This window comes from Bacillus bingmayongensis (assembly GCF_000299035.1).
GTDB lineage: Bacteria > Bacillota > Bacilli > Bacillales > Bacillaceae_G > Bacillus_A > Bacillus_A bingmayongensis.
Genome location: NZ_JH921521.1, coordinates 54,647 through 72,149 on the forward strand (window position 1 = coordinate 54,647; position 17,503 = coordinate 72,149).

At 35.2% G+C, this 17,503-nt stretch carries 18 protein-coding genes; 5 read left to right on the plus strand and 13 right to left on the minus strand.

Features of this window, described 5'->3' with window-relative positions:
• Positions 1–34: 34 nt before the first annotated feature.
• The 6 genes from pdaA to Y7E_RS0125390 form a co-directional block, all read right to left on the minus strand.
• Entirely contained in the window at positions 35–817 is a 783-nt protein-coding gene (gene pdaA / locus Y7E_RS0125365; protein WP_017154011.1) for a delta-lactam-biosynthetic de-N-acetylase, read from the minus strand.
• A gap of 130 nt (positions 818–947) precedes the next feature.
• Positions 948–2,471, minus strand: coding sequence for a class I fumarate hydratase (fumA, locus tag Y7E_RS0125370; RefSeq protein ID WP_017154012.1), 1,524 nt, complete (start codon positions 2,469–2,471; stop codon positions 948–950).
• A gap of 185 nt (positions 2,472–2,656) precedes the next feature.
• Positions 2,657–3,913: an ATP-binding protein gene (locus Y7E_RS0125375; protein ID WP_017154013.1), complete on the minus strand. Its 1,257-nt coding sequence runs from the start codon at positions 3,911–3,913 to the stop codon at positions 2,657–2,659.
• Positions 3,914–3,927: 14 nt separating this feature from the next.
• A complete protein-coding gene (locus Y7E_RS0125380) occupies positions 3,928–4,809 on the minus strand; it encodes a tetratricopeptide repeat protein (RefSeq protein WP_017154014.1) in 882 nt (293 codons plus the stop codon).
• Positions 4,790–5,242 carry a hypothetical protein gene (locus Y7E_RS0125385; protein ID WP_017154015.1) on the minus strand — a complete coding sequence of 151 codons (453 nt, stop codon included), beginning with the start codon at positions 5,240–5,242 and terminating at the stop codon, positions 4,790–4,792. The genes Y7E_RS0125380 and Y7E_RS0125385 overlap by 20 nt, the downstream gene beginning before the upstream one ends.
• A gap of 187 nt (positions 5,243–5,429) precedes the next feature.
• Complete coding sequence (locus tag Y7E_RS0125390; protein WP_002174720.1) at positions 5,430–5,612, minus strand: SE1561 family protein; 183 nt, start codon at positions 5,610–5,612, stop codon at positions 5,430–5,432.
• 251 nt (positions 5,613–5,863) lie between these two features.
• Here Y7E_RS0125390 and yfkAB point away from each other — a divergent pair, with 251 nt between their 5' ends.
• Positions 5,864–6,991: a radical SAM/CxCxxxxC motif protein YfkAB gene (gene yfkAB / locus Y7E_RS0125395; RefSeq protein ID WP_017154016.1), complete on the plus strand. Its 1,128-nt coding sequence runs from the start codon at positions 5,864–5,866 to the stop codon at positions 6,989–6,991.
• 46 nt (positions 6,992–7,037) lie between these two features.
• On the opposite strand, the gene Y7E_RS0125400 is transcribed toward yfkAB, so the two are convergent.
• Positions 7,038–7,835, minus strand: coding sequence for a YfkD famly protein (locus Y7E_RS0125400; protein ID WP_081584780.1), 798 nt, complete (start codon positions 7,833–7,835; stop codon positions 7,038–7,040).
• Between the two features lie 97 nt (positions 7,836–7,932).
• Positions 7,933–8,988 (minus strand): calcium/proton exchanger, encoded by a 1,056-nt coding sequence (cax, locus tag Y7E_RS0125405; RefSeq protein ID WP_017154018.1) that lies wholly within the window; start codon positions 8,986–8,988, stop codon positions 7,933–7,935.
• 170 nt (positions 8,989–9,158) lie between these two features.
• Here cax and Y7E_RS0125410 point away from each other — a divergent pair, with 170 nt between their 5' ends.
• The 3 genes from Y7E_RS0125410 to Y7E_RS0125420 all read left to right on the plus strand — a co-directional run bounded on the left by Y7E_RS0125410 (position 9,159) and on the right by Y7E_RS0125420 (position 10,628).
• On the plus strand, positions 9,159–9,575 hold the full coding sequence (locus Y7E_RS0125410; RefSeq protein ID WP_017154019.1) for a pyridoxamine 5'-phosphate oxidase family protein: 417 nt from the start codon (positions 9,159–9,161) through the stop codon (positions 9,573–9,575).
• A 153-nt stretch (positions 9,576–9,728) separates the two neighbouring features.
• Positions 9,729–9,875: a BH0509 family protein gene (locus tag Y7E_RS0125415; RefSeq protein ID WP_000817786.1), complete on the plus strand. Its 147-nt coding sequence runs from the start codon at positions 9,729–9,731 to the stop codon at positions 9,873–9,875.
• A 324-nt stretch (positions 9,876–10,199) separates the two neighbouring features.
• On the plus strand, positions 10,200–10,628 hold the full coding sequence (locus Y7E_RS0125420) for an EamA family transporter (RefSeq protein WP_017154020.1): 429 nt from the start codon (positions 10,200–10,202) through the stop codon (positions 10,626–10,628).
• A gap of 8 nt (positions 10,629–10,636) precedes the next feature.
• Here the strand turns inward: Y7E_RS0125420 and Y7E_RS0125425 are convergent, their stop codons facing one another.
• Positions 10,637–11,233: a DedA family protein gene (locus tag Y7E_RS0125425; RefSeq protein WP_017154021.1), complete on the minus strand. Its 597-nt coding sequence runs from the start codon at positions 11,231–11,233 to the stop codon at positions 10,637–10,639.
• 434 nt (positions 11,234–11,667) lie between these two features.
• On the opposite strand from Y7E_RS0125425, the gene Y7E_RS0125430 reads away from it, so the two are divergent.
• On the plus strand, positions 11,668–14,451 hold the full coding sequence (locus tag Y7E_RS0125430; RefSeq protein WP_017154022.1) for a dynamin family protein: 2,784 nt from the start codon (positions 11,668–11,670) through the stop codon (positions 14,449–14,451).
• 69 nt (positions 14,452–14,520) lie between these two features.
• Here Y7E_RS0125430 and Y7E_RS0125435 read toward each other — a convergent pair whose 3' ends face one another.
• From Y7E_RS0125435 to Y7E_RS0125450, 4 genes are all read right to left on the minus strand, one after another.
• A complete protein-coding gene (locus Y7E_RS0125435) occupies positions 14,521–14,934 on the minus strand; it encodes a hypothetical protein (protein ID WP_017154023.1) in 414 nt (137 codons plus the stop codon).
• Between the two features lie 14 nt (positions 14,935–14,948).
• Positions 14,949–15,482 carry a signal peptidase I gene (gene lepB, locus Y7E_RS0125440; RefSeq protein ID WP_017154024.1) on the minus strand — a complete coding sequence of 178 codons (534 nt, stop codon included), beginning with the start codon at positions 15,480–15,482 and terminating at the stop codon, positions 14,949–14,951.
• 186 nt (positions 15,483–15,668) lie between these two features.
• Positions 15,669–16,349: a lysoplasmalogenase gene (locus Y7E_RS0125445; RefSeq protein WP_017154025.1), complete on the minus strand. Its 681-nt coding sequence runs from the start codon at positions 16,347–16,349 to the stop codon at positions 15,669–15,671.
• A gap of 130 nt (positions 16,350–16,479) precedes the next feature.
• Positions 16,480–17,430, minus strand: coding sequence for a DMT family transporter (locus tag Y7E_RS0125450; RefSeq protein ID WP_017154026.1), 951 nt, complete (start codon positions 17,428–17,430; stop codon positions 16,480–16,482).
• Positions 17,431–17,503: the final 73 nt, after the last annotated feature.

Sequence of the window (17,503 nt, forward strand, 5' to 3'; positions counted from 1 at the left end):
CATTATAGCATGAGAAAACCGCAAGCATACATGCTTACGGTTGATTGCTTTTTACTAAATCATCTAGGCTTTTAAAATGATACCCTTTCTCGCGTAAATCATCAATGATTTTCGCTAATGCTTCTGTGTTATCCTTTGACACTGCATGTAGTAAAATAATCGCTCCCGGATGAATCATATTCATAACATTATTATGAGCATATTGCCAACCTCGTTGTTGATCTACTTTCCAATCAAGAAAAGCAAGTGACCAAAATACATTATAATAACCCATATCCTTCGCAAGCGCTAATGTGCGTTCACTAAAAATCCCGCGCGGTGGCCGTAAATATTTTACTTCCTTTTGCCCAGTAACATTCTTAATTTCATCTGTTACACTTTGCAATTCTTCACGAAGTTTTTCATCATTCACTGTTGTAAAATCAGGATGAGTCTGTGAGTGATTACCAACAATATGCCCTTCATTTACCATTCGTTTCAATAAATCCTTTTGCCCTTTTATATAATGACCTGTTACAAAAAATGTTGCCGGTACTTTCTTTTCTTTTAATACATCTAAGATTTTTGCAGTATATCCATTTTCATATCCGTTATCGAATGTTAAATATATATCCTTTTTCTTTGTATCTCCCAGATAAAAACCACCATTATTGTGGACTAAATCAGTAAATTTTTTTCCAGCATCTGGTGGCGTCTCATTTTTCGCTCGTGGAATCCCCCAGTGATTTGGTGTATTTGTATAAGCAAGTGTTGAAACTGGAACAAGTGCCATCATAATTGAAAAAATGAGACCTATATATAACCATTTATGCTTCATAAATAGTCTCCTTTCCATATATCATCGTACCTGTAGTTTCTGTTTTCAATATTCCTTTCATGCTGAGCATGTTTTTCCATATATACCAACAAAAAATGCACCTCGAATCATTCGAGATGCATTTTTTTACTTATTTAAATACCGGTTCTTTAAAAGTTGCTAATTTTTCAAGTGATGTTTTATCTACATCTGCATGTAGGCTATTACCATGAGAGTCCATTGTTACAACAGCTTTAAATCCATCAATACGTAAGTGCCACATTGCTTCTGGAATACCAAATTGTAAGAAGTCGACATCTTTCACTTCTTTAATACATTCTGCATAATACTGCGCAGCACCACCGATTGCATTTAAATATACACCACCATGTTCTGCTAGTGCCGCCAATGTTTTTGCTCCCATGCCGCCTTTACCGATGACAGCACGAATGCCAAACTTCTTCATAATATCGCCTTGGTATGGCTCTTCACGAATACTTGTTGTTGGACCTGCCGCTTTAATTTTCCAATTGTCATTTTCATCTTTCACAACAACTGGACCGCAGTGATAAATGATTTGTCCGTTTAAGTCTACCGGGCAATCGTTATCCATTAAATGCTTATGAATTGCGTCACGACCTGTGTACATCATCCCGTTAATAGTAACGACATCACCAACGCGAAGTTCACGAATTTGCTCCTCTGTAATTGGTGCCTGTAGTACAATTTCACGCTGTTCACTTTTTTCTTGGCTAGCTTCTTGCTGAAGTGTATTTTCACCTTCTTGATATAACCAATCGATAATCTCACCTGTTTCAGGATGAATTGTTACACCAAGGCGACGATATGCCCAGCAATTATATGCAACAGACACATAGAAACTAGCTGGCAGACGATTGTACACACCAATTTTACAACCTAGTAAAGTTGTTTCGCCGCCAAATCCCATCGTACCAATACCAAGCTTGTTCGCATTCTCTAATACGTATTCTTCAAGCTTTTGTAATTCAGGAATTGGGTTCATATCATCTAATGTACGGAATAGTTGATTTTTTGCTAACTCATAACCTGACGTGCGGTCTCCCCCGATACCAACACCGATTACACCTGCGCTACACCCTTGCCCTTGCGCTTGATATACTGCATGAAGAAGGCATTTACGAATCCCTTCTAAATCACGGCCTGCTCGTCCAAGACCTTCTAATTCACAAGGTAAGCTGTACTGGATATTTTTATTTTCACAGCCGCCTCCTTTTAAAATTAAACGAGCATCAATATAATCTTTCTCCCACTGCTCAAACTTAATTACAGGCGTACCTGGTCCTAAGTTGTTACCACTATTGTCTCCGAAAAGAGAATCAACAGAGTTTGGACGAAGTTTTCCATCCTTTGTCGCCCGCTCAAGCGCACTATAGATGGCCTCTTTCATTTTCAATTGATTCACACCAACCGGTGTATAGATTTTAAACGTTGGCATCCCTGTATCTTGGCAAATCGGCGAGATGTTGTCATCTGCCATTTTAATATTATTTGTAATCGTGCCAAGTGCCATTGCTGAACGAGTCCCTGCATTTTCTCGTTCTTTTGCTCGTTGAATTGCACGACGAACATCTTTCGGTAAATTCGTCGATGTTTCAACAATCAGTTGATACATACTTTCTTGAAGCTTTTCCATTGTTACTTCCCCCTCAATTGTGAACGCTACCAAAACGTTACGAAATGAAATTTCCACTCTTAATTCTCTAGAGTCTTTTCTTTTCTTTTTTTATTTCATGACTCTTAAGATCAAATGAAATTTTTCACAATTTGATTATACTCTTTTTTTTCTATTCCTTCTATTTCAACAGCGTCTGAAAGGGATTATATTTTTTTATATCTTTTTAAATACGCTTGTACATCATCGTATGCACCGCTCTCATTTGCATATTTAATATAATTTTTAATCGTGCGGAACCACTCCAACGTAGACGGCTTCGTTTCTACTATAGCATCGGTTAAGTCCCTCATTGTAATCGCTCGCTCCACACCTGTTGTCATAATTTCTCCTAAAACATTTTCTACGGCCAGCTCTACTACATTTTCAATGTCAGCACCGGAATACAGTTCTGTTTCTTTAGCTAACATATCGTAATCTATTGTTGAAATCGGTTTTCCTGCCAGCTTAATTTGAAAAATACTGCTCCGCGCTTCTAAATCAGGTGGGGAAACGAAAATCATTTTATCAAAGCGCCCTGGTCTTTTAAACGCAGGATCAATGTCCCACGGCATATTGGTCGCACCAATTAGTAATAGTTTGTCTGTATTCGTATCAATACCTTCAATCTCCGTTAACAATTGATCTATAACTGTTCTTAGTGTCGGATTTCCCGACGCTTTGCTTCGGTTAAATCCAAGCGCATCCATTTCATCTAAAAATAAAATACATGGCTTTTTGGAACGAGCATATCGAAAAATTTCCCGTACATTTTGTTCACTCACGCCAATATACGGATCAAGAATATCGGTAATGCTCATCGTCGCAAAATGTGCTCTGCACTCCCCTGCAGTTGCTTTTGCAATATATGTTTTGCCGCAACCAGGAGGGCCGTATAATAAAATGCCGCCGCCAACTTTTTTCTTAAAACGTTCAAATAATCCTGGTGAAGTAAACGGTTTAATAATTTTCATTTGAATCGCTTTTTTCACATCATGCAAACCGCCGACATCCTCAAATGTAATCTGGTCTTGCTCACGTTTTTGCTTGCTTCTTCCACCTTGAAGCCCGTTCATCGGAATCACATTTTCTTCCACATTTTCGTTTACATAAGCTGTATGTAACTGTTTTTCCTTTTCCGGAGCTTGCTCTATTGCGTGATACTCGTTTTTTTCAAAATGGCTCCCCTCTTCTGTTACAGCTATTGTTTCTTTCGGACTTGTAAGCACCTGTGATAAAGCTCCCAATTCGGCGGCAACTTTATCCTTCCATTCTTGATCACCATACTGAAGGGCTTTCGATAAAGCTTGCAGCGCATTTGCTATATCACCCTGTTCTTTATACTCGACTCCAATTAAATACCAAATCGATCCATTTTCTTCATCTTGTGCTAACACTTGCTTTAACACATCTATTTTATTCACCGTTTTCTCCCCCATCATGATTTTTTTATTTTTTTATACAATTTGTACATCGGTGTAGATAACCAGCTCCATATACAAATGATGATATAAAATAGAATTCCGATTCTTATCATAATTTCCCAATTTAATATAATGAATAAACCTAATGTTCCAAAACATATTGCCCAAAAGATAAGCGGACCACCCACTTTATTCACGAGAACATTCGGAAAGAAAATCGGATGAATCAGCTCTTCCGCTTCTTCTAAGATTTCAAGTAATTCTTTATCATTAGGCGTCAACAAAAACGCTTGTCGGTAATATTTGTACGCTTCCCTATACCTCTTCCTTGTTGCTGCATGGGTTCCTAACTTCAATAAAAAATGAACTTCGTTATTTGATGCATAATAATTATCTTTTAAGGATTCCTCTATTTCTTGTTTCGTTCCACTTGCAAGTAATAAAATAAATTGATAATGAAGAACGGTAGGATGATTCGGGTCAATTTCTACTGCTTTTTGTATAAATTGTTTAGCTTTTTCAATATGGCCTGTTTTTAAGAAAACAAATGCATATTTTGCCATTGCTTGCGCATGGGAAGGGTTTGAATACAGAACATTTAAAAAGCTTTGCTCCGCTTTTTCAAGTTCATTCGTGTATGTATATATATGTCCAAGTGTATAATACACTTCTTCTGGCTTATAACCATGCTGCAACGCTGATATGCAAAGCTCTTTTGCTTCATCATATTGTTCTGAATCTGCATAGCAGCATCCTAAATTGTACAATGCTTCCGCATGCTGTGGATTATAAGAAAGCAGTGTTTCTAATTTCTGCTGTGCTGTTTCAATATGACCAATCCCGTAATAATGTAGTGCCTCTTGTAACAACATCGTTTCACTCTGTGAAGTTGACATACAGCATCTCCCCTCCTACTAACAACGCCGTTTGGACCATGATACCAACTATTCCAATAATAAGTCCGATCCATCGTAATGACTTTACTCTCTCATTTACTAAACTATGAATTCGAAATCGCTCTCGCATTGCATATATATATGCACCTGCTACGACTGCAGCAGCTATCCGAGAAACAATTTTCAGCACATCTGTATTACCAATTAAGGCAGCACAGATGAACATTGCTAATAAAGTCATTATTCCTAATATAAAGAGCCCGTATATTTTCTTCTTAGATTCTTTTAACCAAATCGCATTGCAAGTTCCCAAAATCATAACTGGAATAATTCCAAAAATAAGTCCGATAATAAAAAAATTATAAATGTTGTACGTTTTTGTTTCTCTTGCTTGTTTTCCTTGTAATACAGGTTTCACCAAATGATATTCCATATAATTCCTCCTCTCTACCTTCATATTATAAACTATATTTTCTGCCTATTTATACTGTAAAATAGAAAACTAAAACAGATTTTCTTGGAGGTTGTCCCAAAAGGTCGTTTTTAACGCCTTTTTGGGACAGCTTCGCCATATAAAAAGCGGCTACCAAGACATGATTGGCAGCCGCTTTAAAAATATATTATTCATCTTTTTTAAATTGCTCACATTTCAGTTCTAATTCATCTAACATTGCAAGAAGACGATCTACATCTTCTAATTCCACTTCTTCTGGTTCAATTGTATCGATTACTTCGATGAACATATTTAAACGTTCTTTCAAATATACTAATTGTGAATCTTTATCTTGAATTGCTTTTCCCACGAAGGCACTCTCCTTTTTATTCGAGTTGCTTTTATTATACCGCAAAAATGATCATCACGAACATGAATTTTCAGCAATTTTTTAACATCCTTTATGCTGAATCAATCAATGCTTCCTACTACATTCTCTATGACATTCTATAGATAGGGAAATCCTTGTTACAAAAAGTTTCACTTTATAAAAAGCCTATATTCTTCTATTATAGAGGATGGACAAATTGTTATTTCAATAGTCAAAGGAGTATATTTCAGATGAGTATATCACAAACAATGAAGCCGATTACTCCTTCTTACGATCCATGGGAAGCGTATATGGACCTTGAAGAGTACGGCAAATTACTATTAACAAACGTTGAGTTTACAACGACAACGTTATGCAATATGCGCTGTGAGCATTGTGCTGTTGGTTATACATTACAGCCAAAAGATCCAAATCCGCTTCCAATGGAACTTTTATTAAAACGATTAGATGAGATTCCTCATTTACGTTCTTTAAGTATTACAGGCGGAGAGCCAATGCTCTCAAAAAAATCCGTCGACAACTATGTAACACCACTCTTAAAATATGCCCATGAACGAGGCGTTCGCACTCAAATCAATTCAAACTTAACTATAGATTTAGCCCGTTACGAACAAATTATTCCTTATTTAGATGTGTTGCATATTTCACATAACTGGGGAACAATTGATGATTTCGTTGAAGGTGGATTTGCAATGATGGAGCGCAAACCTACTTATGAACAACGTGCTAAACTATTTGAACGAATGATTACAAATAGTAAAGCTTTATCCGATGCAGGTGTTCTGGTGTCGGCAGAAACAATGTTAAATAAACGTACCCTGCCACATATTGAACACATTCACCGTCAAATCGTCGAAGAAATGGGCTGTAAGCGCCATGAAGTACACCCTATGTACCCAAGTGATTTTGCTAGTAACCTTGAGATTTTAACAAAAGATGAAATTCGAAGTGCAATCGAGCATTTATTAGATATTCGTAATGAAAATGTATGGATGTTATTTGGCACACTACCTTTCTACGCATGTAGTAATGATGAACGTGATTTAGCGACATTAAGAAAATTACATGAGAGCAAAAACGTAACAGTTCGTAACGATCCAGACGGACGTTCTCGCTTAAATGTAAATATTTTTGATGGCAACATTATCGTAACAGACTTTGGTGATATTCCACTGCTTGGTAACGTTCAAACAAACACATTACAAGAAGCATATGACAAATGGTGCAACTCAAAAACAGCAAAATCATTAAGCTGCCACTGCCCCGCTGTAAAATGTCTTGGACCAAATATTCTTGTGAAAAACAGCTATTATCCAACTGAAGACTTTTTAACAAAAGAAACAAATATTACACTTTAATACAAAAACGTCAGCAAATTACGCTGACGTTTTTGTTCTTATCCCATTATTGTGGATGAGTTGAAGAAATAAATTTAAAAGACAAATGATCTTGAATTGGAATAGCAGCCCCAATTCCTTGTGACGTAATATTTTTAATTACAATCCTCTTTTGATTTCCTTTTAACACAAGATACACTTCTCCAAATGTAACTTTTCCTTTTTCGTTTACCGCTGGTGCATACGCATATAAATACCCAAGTTGCTTTGGACTAACATTGTATACACGTTCATTCCCCGTACCATAGCCAATGGTTGTTTTAAAAGAAAGAGGTAGTTGTACTTTTTCCATTGCCTTTAAAAGTATCATCTTTTTCACATCTTCCGCATCTTTAATGTATCCTGTTAAACCACCTTCTATAGTTTTTTGTGATTCTTGCTTGTATCGAAGTGGGTACAACTTCTCTACACCACGATTGTCATATACGTTACGATTCACTTGCTTATATTCCCAATTCATTGTCGTATCTGTTGACTCGTAACTTAAAGGCCATTGTCCCAAATAAATTTTCGCCCTATACCCCACTGCAAGAGGGGCGTTTGAAATCGAGGTTTCATTAAACATTCGAATTAAATGTGGATTTTCAATACGAATATCGGATGTTTTCAGTAATTCTTTTGCAAGTTTACTTGGCTGCAAATGCGGCAAATCTTGTGCCGTATTTGGATACGTATTTCCTTTTGAAATATTCAAAACAGATGAAGGCACCTTTATATTTACTGTTGTCTTTGCAAAACCGCTGCAAGGAAATAATAAAATAAACGAGACCATAGTTGAAAGACATATGCTATATACTCGTTTCACCTGTCTGACTCCTTCCTATATGAGGATGTATAAATGATTAAACAGCTATTGTACTCTCTCTATTATTTTCTCCCTGTGATATTGTTATCCCATTTTTTTATAATAAGTAAAAGCCAATCCCCATAATGAAATAGGCAGCTAATAATGTTCCTCCTTCAAACCAGTTTGTATCTCCATCGTTTGAAATCGCGATTGTTAAAAAGACGGAAGTAATCATAGCTACAAGTTCTGGCAGTGTAAATACAAGAGGCATTTTCAGTGTAAAGAACATCGAAAGTAATACGAGTACAGGGGCAACAAACATGGCAATTTGTAATGTAGAACCGACTGCAATTTCAACTGCAATGTTCACCTTATTCTTATAGGCCATAATAATTGCAGAAGCATGCTCAGCAGCATTACCAACAATGGCAACAATGATAACCCCGATAAATAATTCCGACCATCCAAATGATTTTGCCACTGTTTCAAATGTATGAACAAGCGCCTCCGATACATAAGCAACGGCCGCTGTTGCAATCGCTAAAATAAGTAGTGCTTTCACCTTTGACCATTCCGGCTTTTCCTCATGCTCTACTTCATCACTTTTATGCTGATATACACCGCGATGCGTGACCAGTTTAAAAAATAGTGCGGCTAAATACATGACAATCATGATGATTGACACCCCAATACTTAATTGGTATGTCTTCTCTATACCCATCTTCATCGAAAAAACTTCTGGAATAACAAATGCTACAACAACTGCAAATATTAGTAAGGCAGAGTTATGCCTTGCATCATAAACATTGAAACTTTGTCTTTTATACTTGAGTCCCCCTACAAAAAAGGAAAGACCACCAACTAATAGTAAGTTCCCAAGAACGGAACCAGTTAGTGAAGCAAGTACAACCTCTATTAATCCTGCTCGCAATGCAAAAATTGAAATAATAAGTTCAACTGCATTCCCAAAGGTTGCATTTAATAATCCACCAATTCGTGGACCAGAAACAATAGCTAAACTTTCCGTCGCTCTTCCCATGAAAGCAGCAAGAGCAATAATTGTAACGCAATATACAGCAAACATAATTGTTTGTGGCCAATGTAATGTATTTCCAAGAACAGAAAGCGGTACACCAGCCAGTGCAAGTATTAAGAAAATTTTATTGAACATATTCTCCATCCTTCCATCGTATGTATTTCTCCTCACTACTATCTTTATTCTTCTCCTAACTTGTCCCATTTCATCACAAATACGTTTAAAAAATGGGATTGAAGAAAAAAGTATAAAAGGTCATAAATTTTTCTGCACAAAAATTTCAGGTAATAGAAAGGGGTAAAAAAATGCACTTAAAAGAAAAAATCGCAGCCATTATTCAAGGACAAAGAACAGGTGTATTAGCTACCGTTCGTGAGAATAAACCACATAGCTGTTTTATGATGTTTTTTCATGAAGATTTTGTACTATACGTCGCAACAGATCGTAATTCAAAAAAATTAACAGATATTGAGCAAAATCAAAATGTTCATGTGCTGCTTGGACGAGAAGGAAAGAAATGGGATGAAGATTATATCGAAGTAGAAGGCACCGCTTCAATTGAAGAAGATCAAACATTAAAAAATAAATTTTGGAATAATAGCTTAAAACGTTGGCTACTAAGTGCTGAAGATCCAAACTACGTACTGATAAAAATTAATCCAAATACAATTTACTACATCGATGGCGATGGTACGACTCAGCCAGAGTTTTTACGACTGTAGTACGAGAACAAGCCCTGTTAAAAGGGCTTGTTTTGTCGAAAAGTTCTTATTAAAAAAAAATAAAAAAGCTGGAACTTTCTAAAGATTCTGTTATATAATAGTAGTAACTTAAATAAACTGTATTAAAACAGATTGGGAGGAGAAATAAAAATGATGAAAAGAGAAGAACGGAAAAACATGATTGAGTTTATCGAAAAGAAAAAAGGAATTGAGCGCGATGAACTTTTATTTATGACAGATGATGAAGTAGAACATATTTATAATGTAACGTACTTTTTATATGAAGAAATTGCAGAATAATAGATTAAAGGCCCACCTGTCAGGTGGGCCTTTTACTATTTTCATAGTCATATTTCTATATAAATACAAATTGAAGAGTTGACATACAACCTTTCTTTTTAAATGGGCGAGAATATCCGACCATGCATAGAAGCGATTATGTCCCTTTTCAGCCCCATGCCAAGTGAAAGCAAAAGGAGTCAACGAGTGAATATCTTCTTTTGTTTTCATAGCAGTAACTTATATGTTGAAAAATCAAAATGGATATATATAAATGCTATTGCTACCCGTTATACTTGAGAATAGTTTTCATGTATAATGGTACAAGACTGGAGGAATTTTACTATGAGTTCATGGCTATTATTCGCATTATTATCAGCAATTGCTGCAGCACTTGTATCCATTTTCGGGAAATTTGGATTAGAAGGAATCGATGCCAATGTGGCAACAACTATCCGTTCAATCATCATGGCACTATTCATGATAGGCGTAATTATGATACAAGGAAAATTTCAAAATATTGGTGACGTTCTAATGAATAAAAAAGCACTGCTATTTATCACTTTAAGTGGTATAGCCGGTGCCTCATCATGGCTATTTTATTTTCTCGCTTTAAAAACAGGAAAGGTTTCACAAGTTGCTCCTGTAGATAAATTAAGTGTTGTATTTTCCATTATTCTTGCCATGATTATATTAGGTGAAAAATTAAACTTCATGACTGGAATGGGAGTTGTATGTATTACAGCAGGTGTTCTCTTCATTGCTTTCAGTTAAAAGACCGCTTAATTAGCGGTTTTTTTCCTTCTTATGTAGAGCCATACAATAAGCACGACTACTACTGAGATAATTAAAATCCACATTCCATAATGATGCAAACTATATTCAACAAAACGCCACTTCCCTCCAAGCTTCCATCCAAGTCCAATAAAAATGCTAATCCAAATGAAAGCACCACCGTATGCGTATAGACAAAATCTCCAAAACGTTAAATTCGACATACCAGCAAAATATGCAGTTAAATGACGAACTCCTGGTATAAAGTATCCAATTATTAGTAAAAAGGGACCGTATTTTTCAAACAAAACATGTGTTTTTTCAATTTGCTGTTCTTTAATTCGTATCTTCGGACCATACTTTTTTAATACAGGTAGTCCAAGTTTTAAACCAAGCAGATAACTTAAAGTAATACCAAGTATCGCACCAGCCATTCCACTTAGAAAAGCGGCTGTCCCTGACATAATTCCTTTCGAAATATTATAACCAACAAACGTGAGTAAAAACTCATCTGGTATTGGTAGACCTACAATTCCACCCGCAAGAGCTATAATAATTCCGAAATATCCATAATGTGCGATTAACTCACCTATATGTTGTTCCATTCGGATGACACATCCTATGCACGATCGTTATTCCATATTGTACCCTCTCTATCTTTTAAGCAAACATGGTATACATATTCACTATACATCGTTTTTATAATGAACTCTACTCCTATTCATCTTATCCATAATGAAAGTTTTCACTGCTTTTAATCTTCATTTTTCAGAATCTTGAGGTGTTGATGCATATTGTCCACGAATAGCGTGATAAATCTATACTTCCCTTCATAATTATAAGAAAACCTGCCTTCACAAGCGTGATTTTTGTTACAATAAAGAAAAGTTACATTTAGCATCGGTTTGACTCTCAAGAAAAATGATATTAGGTAGTAAACATATATATAAACCAATAAAATGCATCTTCTATCCATGTAGAGTACTATGCACCCTATTACATAAAAATCATTTTTCCAAATTATACAGGGGGAAAAAACATGACCATAGAAAAACAATTAATTCAAAAGGTATACTATGAAACATTCTTAACTGAACAGGATTCTGTCCCAGCTCCTCAAGCGCTTGGGGAAGCATATGTAAATGAAGCTAAAAATGATTTTTCCAATATCTCTAACATTCGTTTCGCACAAGGAGAAGTTTATTATCAACATAAAGATTTCGAAACAGCCATTTTCAAGTGGGAGAAAGTAAACAATGACCTCTCTCTCTGGGCCAAAAAAAATATAGCAGATGCTTATTTTGAATTAGGATTGCTTTCAATGGCAGAAGAAATCTATACATCAATTCAAACAGAAGACATAACACTGACAATGGAAGTGTCATTGCAGCTTCTTTCTCTGTACATCGAACAAAATCGTTTAGGACTTGCTTTTAAGGTCATTAGTGAAGCTGTTGCTTTCCAACCGGACTATCCAAATATCACTGCCATTGCTCGCTCTTTTTATGAGAAACAGCAGGATTGGAACAATGCGATTGATCTTGCTGTGCAAGAAGGAATTCGAACGAAATCATTACATTGGTTTGAGATTTTAACAAATTATGTGAATCAAGGATTCACAAAACAGATGAAACCAAAATATTTTTATGAAGCATTAAAAGTTTTATATACAATCGATTCGATTCAATTTAAACAACTCGTCTCATCGCTTTGGAAGAGCTATCAAGATGAGTCAACCTACTTAGTATGGATTCAAACAATCAATCACCTTTTTTTACACGTCGAGGTAGATGCTTACGACGCATGGGATGAAATTGTGACTCTTTATCAAGACACATACTGCGAATTAATTACAGGACAATATTTGATGCATGAACTACAAGAACTTATTCCAGACTTGTTAACGAATTGGTTTAGCTTAACAAAAGCAGAACATTCTCTATTTGTTTCCGCTGCAACATTAGCATGGAATAAGGTTTCACCTAAAAGCCTTGATACATTACTTGTAAAAAGTGCTGAAACGCTCCTTTCTAGTTCAACAATATATAACGCAGTTGACCTAGACAAGGTTTCAAATCTTTTTGAAACGATTGTCGTATGGGCAGAAAAGAATGATGTAGACTTAAGTCATTCTTTCACATGGCTTGTTAGGGAACTTTCCGATATACACGTACAACAAGTTCTCGTTACAGGTACGAATGATACTAGTAAATCATCCTTTATCAATTCTATATTAGGGGAAAGTATATTAAATGACTCTCCTGAGGCCGCTATCGTATTTAAGGATAATGTACAGACAGAAATTACAGAACTCACAGATTTAACAATACGAAAAACTTCTAATTTAGATGAATTTTACGAAATGATGACGGTTCCTCCAAAATCAGAATCTGAACAGAAATGTATTGAATTTAAACTACCATGTAGATTTTTACGGAAAAATAAATTCTCATTTATCGTTACACCAGGTTTTGATGGAAATGGTAATAGCAAAAATACAAATCTTGATTACTTACATGCAGCTGATAATCTATTATATGTTCTTAATGCCTCTTCATCTTTACTTGATGAAGAAATCGACACACTACTGTACATGCAAGAACAACTACCAACTTTACAAGTTCATTTTGTTTTAAATAAAGTCGATACAATTCTTAATGAGGAAACAGCAAATAAAGAGCTAACTGAAACTGAGTCTAAAATACGTGTACATTTTCCAAATGCACGCGTATTCCCTTACTCATCTTTACATGAAAGTAGTGAGCAACTAAGTGATTTAACAGAATCCATTACTTCAAACTTTAATAATAGAAATATAAAAACAGAACGCACAGAAAAACTATTATGGTTTATTCAAAAGACCATCACGTATCTCTTAAATGAACGTGTACAATTAGAAAATACGTTAGTAAAGTCAATCCGTTGGAACAAACACATTTTAGTGAAACTAAATGGCTTTAATAATAACCTGACTGCTATTGAAAAAGATAAGACTCGCTCTATCACAGAATCATATCGTTTAACAAAAGATGAAATTATACATGATCTTCATGATCAAATTCCTGAATTATTACAGAGTTGCTCCGATTTAGTTCAGGAAGATAGTGATTTTAAACAAGTTCCTGAAGAACTAAATGCAGCAATGAATGAAAGAATTCAAAGACATTTACAACAAGTGATATTACCTAAGTTTACTCATTCTATTCAGGAATGGATTGAAAAAGCACATAATGAATTTATTCAAAGTCAATCTTATCTAGATGAAATGAGTGAAACATTTAATAAATTATATGACGAAGAACGCATGAAACTACCATGCGATTTTCAATTACTTGATGATTGGCGCCGAGATGTTGCAAGAATGACAAACCGAATCAAAGTTGATGACGTAAATATTTTATTACGCTTTACACCAACACAATTTCTATTAAAAAGTGCTGGAAAACTATTCGGTAATATGCAGAAAAACCAATCTATGCTGTACAACAAATACAAAAATTATATTGAGACCGAAGACTATACAGATGTAACAACAATGATTTCTGAACAGTTCTTTCTTCAATTTGAGTTATTCGAAAGCGCACTAGAACGTGATATTATGATGTTCTTTAAAGAACCTCTTAGCATATTGAAGCAGACTGTGGAAGCAGCACATCTCGAAATAAATCAGGACGAAAATGCATTAACAAAACTAAGAACAAACCCTGAAACATATCATGATCCTTTAACACTGTTTAAATTACAGTTATTGCAATACAAATTCATGCTAAATAATAAAACGACTTCATTAAAAGTAGAAAGTAACGAAGCTCCAACAATTTAGATCAGTACAAAAAACCAAGCCAATCGTAACAATTGCTTGGTTTTTTACTTACATTCGATTTCACATATTTCAAATAATCTCTTCAACCTTTGCATCAATTTTCACGCGCTGAATAAATTTCTTTCTCTCGCCTTCTTTATGAATTAACTTATGTATATATCGACGCTTACTTAATAAATCTCCATATGCTTCATTATAATTTAGAACTTCCCGGCAGCGCTTATCCTCATATAAAACTTTGAACCATGCATACCTCTTTAGCTTTTCCACATGCCGCTGTATTCTTTTCTTTTTCCGTTTTTCTCGTTCAACTAATCTCTCCAACACTTGCTCTACTACTTCATCTAACATAAAGTCCCCAGCTACTTTTACAACACCAACAATCCCTCTAACAATGCCTTTCCCCGCATCAGCACATGCTTCACCTAATGCAATTGCTGCCCGACCAATCCCTACTAGAATGTGTCCAATAATATCCTCCATATTATCACTTCCTTCTAGTTCACAATTTTCATATGATCAAACGGATAATAGATTGCTGTTAATGTTCCAAGCACTTCCGTTTTATGAATCAGCCCTAAGCCGTTACGACTATCTCTACTCACTAAACGATTATCACCCATAACAAAAATCTTATCTTTAGGGATTGTAATAGGACCAAAGTCTTCAGTTAAATTAATAAGAAGGTGTTTTGCTTGTTTTTTATTCTTATCCAAGTAAGGTTCACTTTTCACTTGATGATTTACGTATAATTGATCATTTTTCATCTCAATTACATCTCCAGGTAGCCCAATAATTCTCTTCACATAAAAATTATCAGTCTTTACTACAATAATATCTTCACGCTCATAGGTCTCAAATCTCTTTGCTAACTTATTAATAATTACTTTATCTCCATCTTGCAATGTTGGTCTCATAGATGCTCCCTGCACAGTTGTTGGAAAAACCACAAAAATTTTCACTAAAAAAGCCAACAAAAACGCAATAGCTAGTATTTCAAAAAGATCACGAAAGCGACTTTTCTTTTTCATTTTCCATCTCCCATCTCTCTCCCTTGGTTATATTTATTATAGATAGTTTCCATCATTAATTTCTACAAAATTCTGACTTAAAAAGATGTTATTCTTAAATATTACAAATATTTTCTGGATAATATGTCATCAAAAAGGGATATCCCTAAACTAGCTGAATAGCTATTTTTAGGAATATCCTCTTTTTTATATTCCAGCATAAATAATACACATCTGTGCAGCAACATATGTCACCCAGATCCAGAGCGGATCATACTTTACTTTGCGACCACCAATATCCGTCACACCGATAATAAAATCAGAAATCACAAATAGTAATCCACCGAGTGCTGGGGTCCACCATATCCCATTATTTGCATAGTATAATGCGAATGCAAAGCATGCCATTCCGCCAACCCATAAACCATATACGAGCGCACCAATTGTGAACAACTTATCTTGTACTTGATTCCGAATAAAAAAGAACCAGCCAATTATTAAAAATAGACCGTACGCAAGTACACCAAGCCAGAATCCTTTCCACGAGATACCCGTTTGTAAAAATGCTGTTACATAAAAACAATGTGCAATCGCAAATGTAACCATACCACCGATTAGCCGATGTCCAAACGGAATGAGCCCCGCCATAAATAAATCACCAAGCGTAGATAAAGTCATACCAATTGCAGCCCACTGACGATACTCTACAGATGGATCTTGTAACCAAATCCAAATCGCACCACCTGTTAAAGAAAAACTAAGAATGAGGCGAACTAATAATGGTAACGGCTCATTTTTTCTAGTTTTTTTTGTCTGTACCATCGCAAAAAACGCACCGAAAACAAATAAAATGGCTTGTCCAATTAATAATATATAAATTTCATTCATAATATGTGCTCCTCAATAAACGGATAATAATGTATTTTCGTGCTATAACTTCTTTTTTCCTCTAAAATTTGAAAAAAAGAAGAACACTTCGGCTCTTCTTTTGCATGAAAATATAATAACCTCACTCGCTTTAAGCTGCTTGTTTCTCTTGTTCCGTTTTTTGCACATTTGGTGTTCGATTTACTACAATAATTCCCGCTGCTACACATGCTAAGCCAAATAAAACAAATGAATGAATCGCTTCTCCTAAAATCATACTGGATAACAAGACACCAAATACCGGTATAAAGAACATATACATCGATACTTTTCCGACCTTGTTATATTTCATAACTGTATTCCAAATACCGAACCCTGCCGCTGATAAGAAGGATAAATATAGTAACATAAGTAGTGATTTTGCATTAAATACAAAAGGCATAAATCCAACTTGAAAAATACCAATACATAGTAATCCAATAGATCCAAAAATCATTTGGTATGCTGTCATGTATCCAACATCTAATGTTTTGCTTCCTTCTTTCGCCAATATATTTCCATATGAATACATCATCGCTGCCCCAAGAAGTAATAATTCACCAATTCCAAAATGAAATGCCGCATTTCCATCACTTGGAAAATTAACTAAAATCACACCACAAAATCCAATGGAAACTCCAATTACTTTTCGTATATTTAATGCATCATCTTTATACAGAAAGTGTGCAAGTAAAATTTGGAAAAAAGATGAGGTTCCTGAAATAATTGCCCCTTCAATTCCTGAGCTATAACTCATACCAATATAAAAGCATACATATTGTAGAAACGTTTGGAATAAACCAATTTGCACTAATTGCTTCGCCGTCTGTTTTTTGAAATACATATCTTTTCCTAGTACTTTAAAAAAGAATAATAACATCACTCCCGATAAGAAAAATCGATAACCAGCAAATAATATTTGCTCACCAACTTCATGTGGCCGAATTCCGAGTTCCGCATAACTTAATTTAATAAAAGGAAACGCGCTGCCCCATAGAAATGTCGCTGTGAGTGCTGCTATAAATACGCCAATCGGATGAGTAAAAAATTTCTCTGTCTTCACTTGATGTCTTCCTTTCCGACCTTTTTACGAACAATATTCATATATACCAAAGGAAAGGCAAAAAAAAAAACAA

Coding starts and splice junctions, on each gene's coding strand:
- pdaA (WP_017154011.1), bottom strand. CDS start 817: ATGAAGCATAAATGGTTATATATAGGTCTCATTTTTTCAATTATGATG.
- fumA (WP_017154012.1), bottom strand. CDS start 2,471: ATGGAAAAGCTTCAAGAAAGTATGTATCAACTGATTGTTGAAACATCG.
- Y7E_RS0125380 (WP_017154014.1), bottom strand. CDS start 4,809: ATGTCAACTTCACAGAGTGAAACGATGTTGTTACAAGAGGCACTACAT.
- Y7E_RS0125385 (WP_017154015.1), bottom strand. CDS start 5,242: ATGGAATATCATTTGGTGAAACCTGTATTACAAGGAAAACAAGCAAGA.
- yfkAB (WP_017154016.1), top strand. CDS start 5,864: ATGAGTATATCACAAACAATGAAGCCGATTACTCCTTCTTACGATCCA.
- cax (WP_017154018.1), bottom strand. CDS start 8,988: ATGTTCAATAAAATTTTCTTAATACTTGCACTGGCTGGTGTACCGCTT.
- Y7E_RS0125410 (WP_017154019.1), top strand. CDS start 9,159: ATGCACTTAAAAGAAAAAATCGCAGCCATTATTCAAGGACAAAGAACA.
- Y7E_RS0125415 (WP_000817786.1), top strand. CDS start 9,729: ATGAAAAGAGAAGAACGGAAAAACATGATTGAGTTTATCGAAAAGAAA.
- Y7E_RS0125420 (WP_017154020.1), top strand. CDS start 10,200: ATGAGTTCATGGCTATTATTCGCATTATTATCAGCAATTGCTGCAGCA.
- Y7E_RS0125425 (WP_017154021.1), bottom strand. CDS start 11,233: ATGGAACAACATATAGGTGAGTTAATCGCACATTATGGATATTTCGGA.
- Y7E_RS0125430 (WP_017154022.1), top strand. CDS start 11,668: ATGACCATAGAAAAACAATTAATTCAAAAGGTATACTATGAAACATTC.
- Y7E_RS0125435 (WP_017154023.1), bottom strand. CDS start 14,934: ATGGAGGATATTATTGGACACATTCTAGTAGGGATTGGTCGGGCAGCA.
- lepB (WP_017154024.1), bottom strand. CDS start 15,482: ATGAAAAAGAAAAGTCGCTTTCGTGATCTTTTTGAAATACTAGCTATT.
- Y7E_RS0125445 (WP_017154025.1), bottom strand. CDS start 16,349: ATGAATGAAATTTATATATTATTAATTGGACAAGCCATTTTATTTGTT.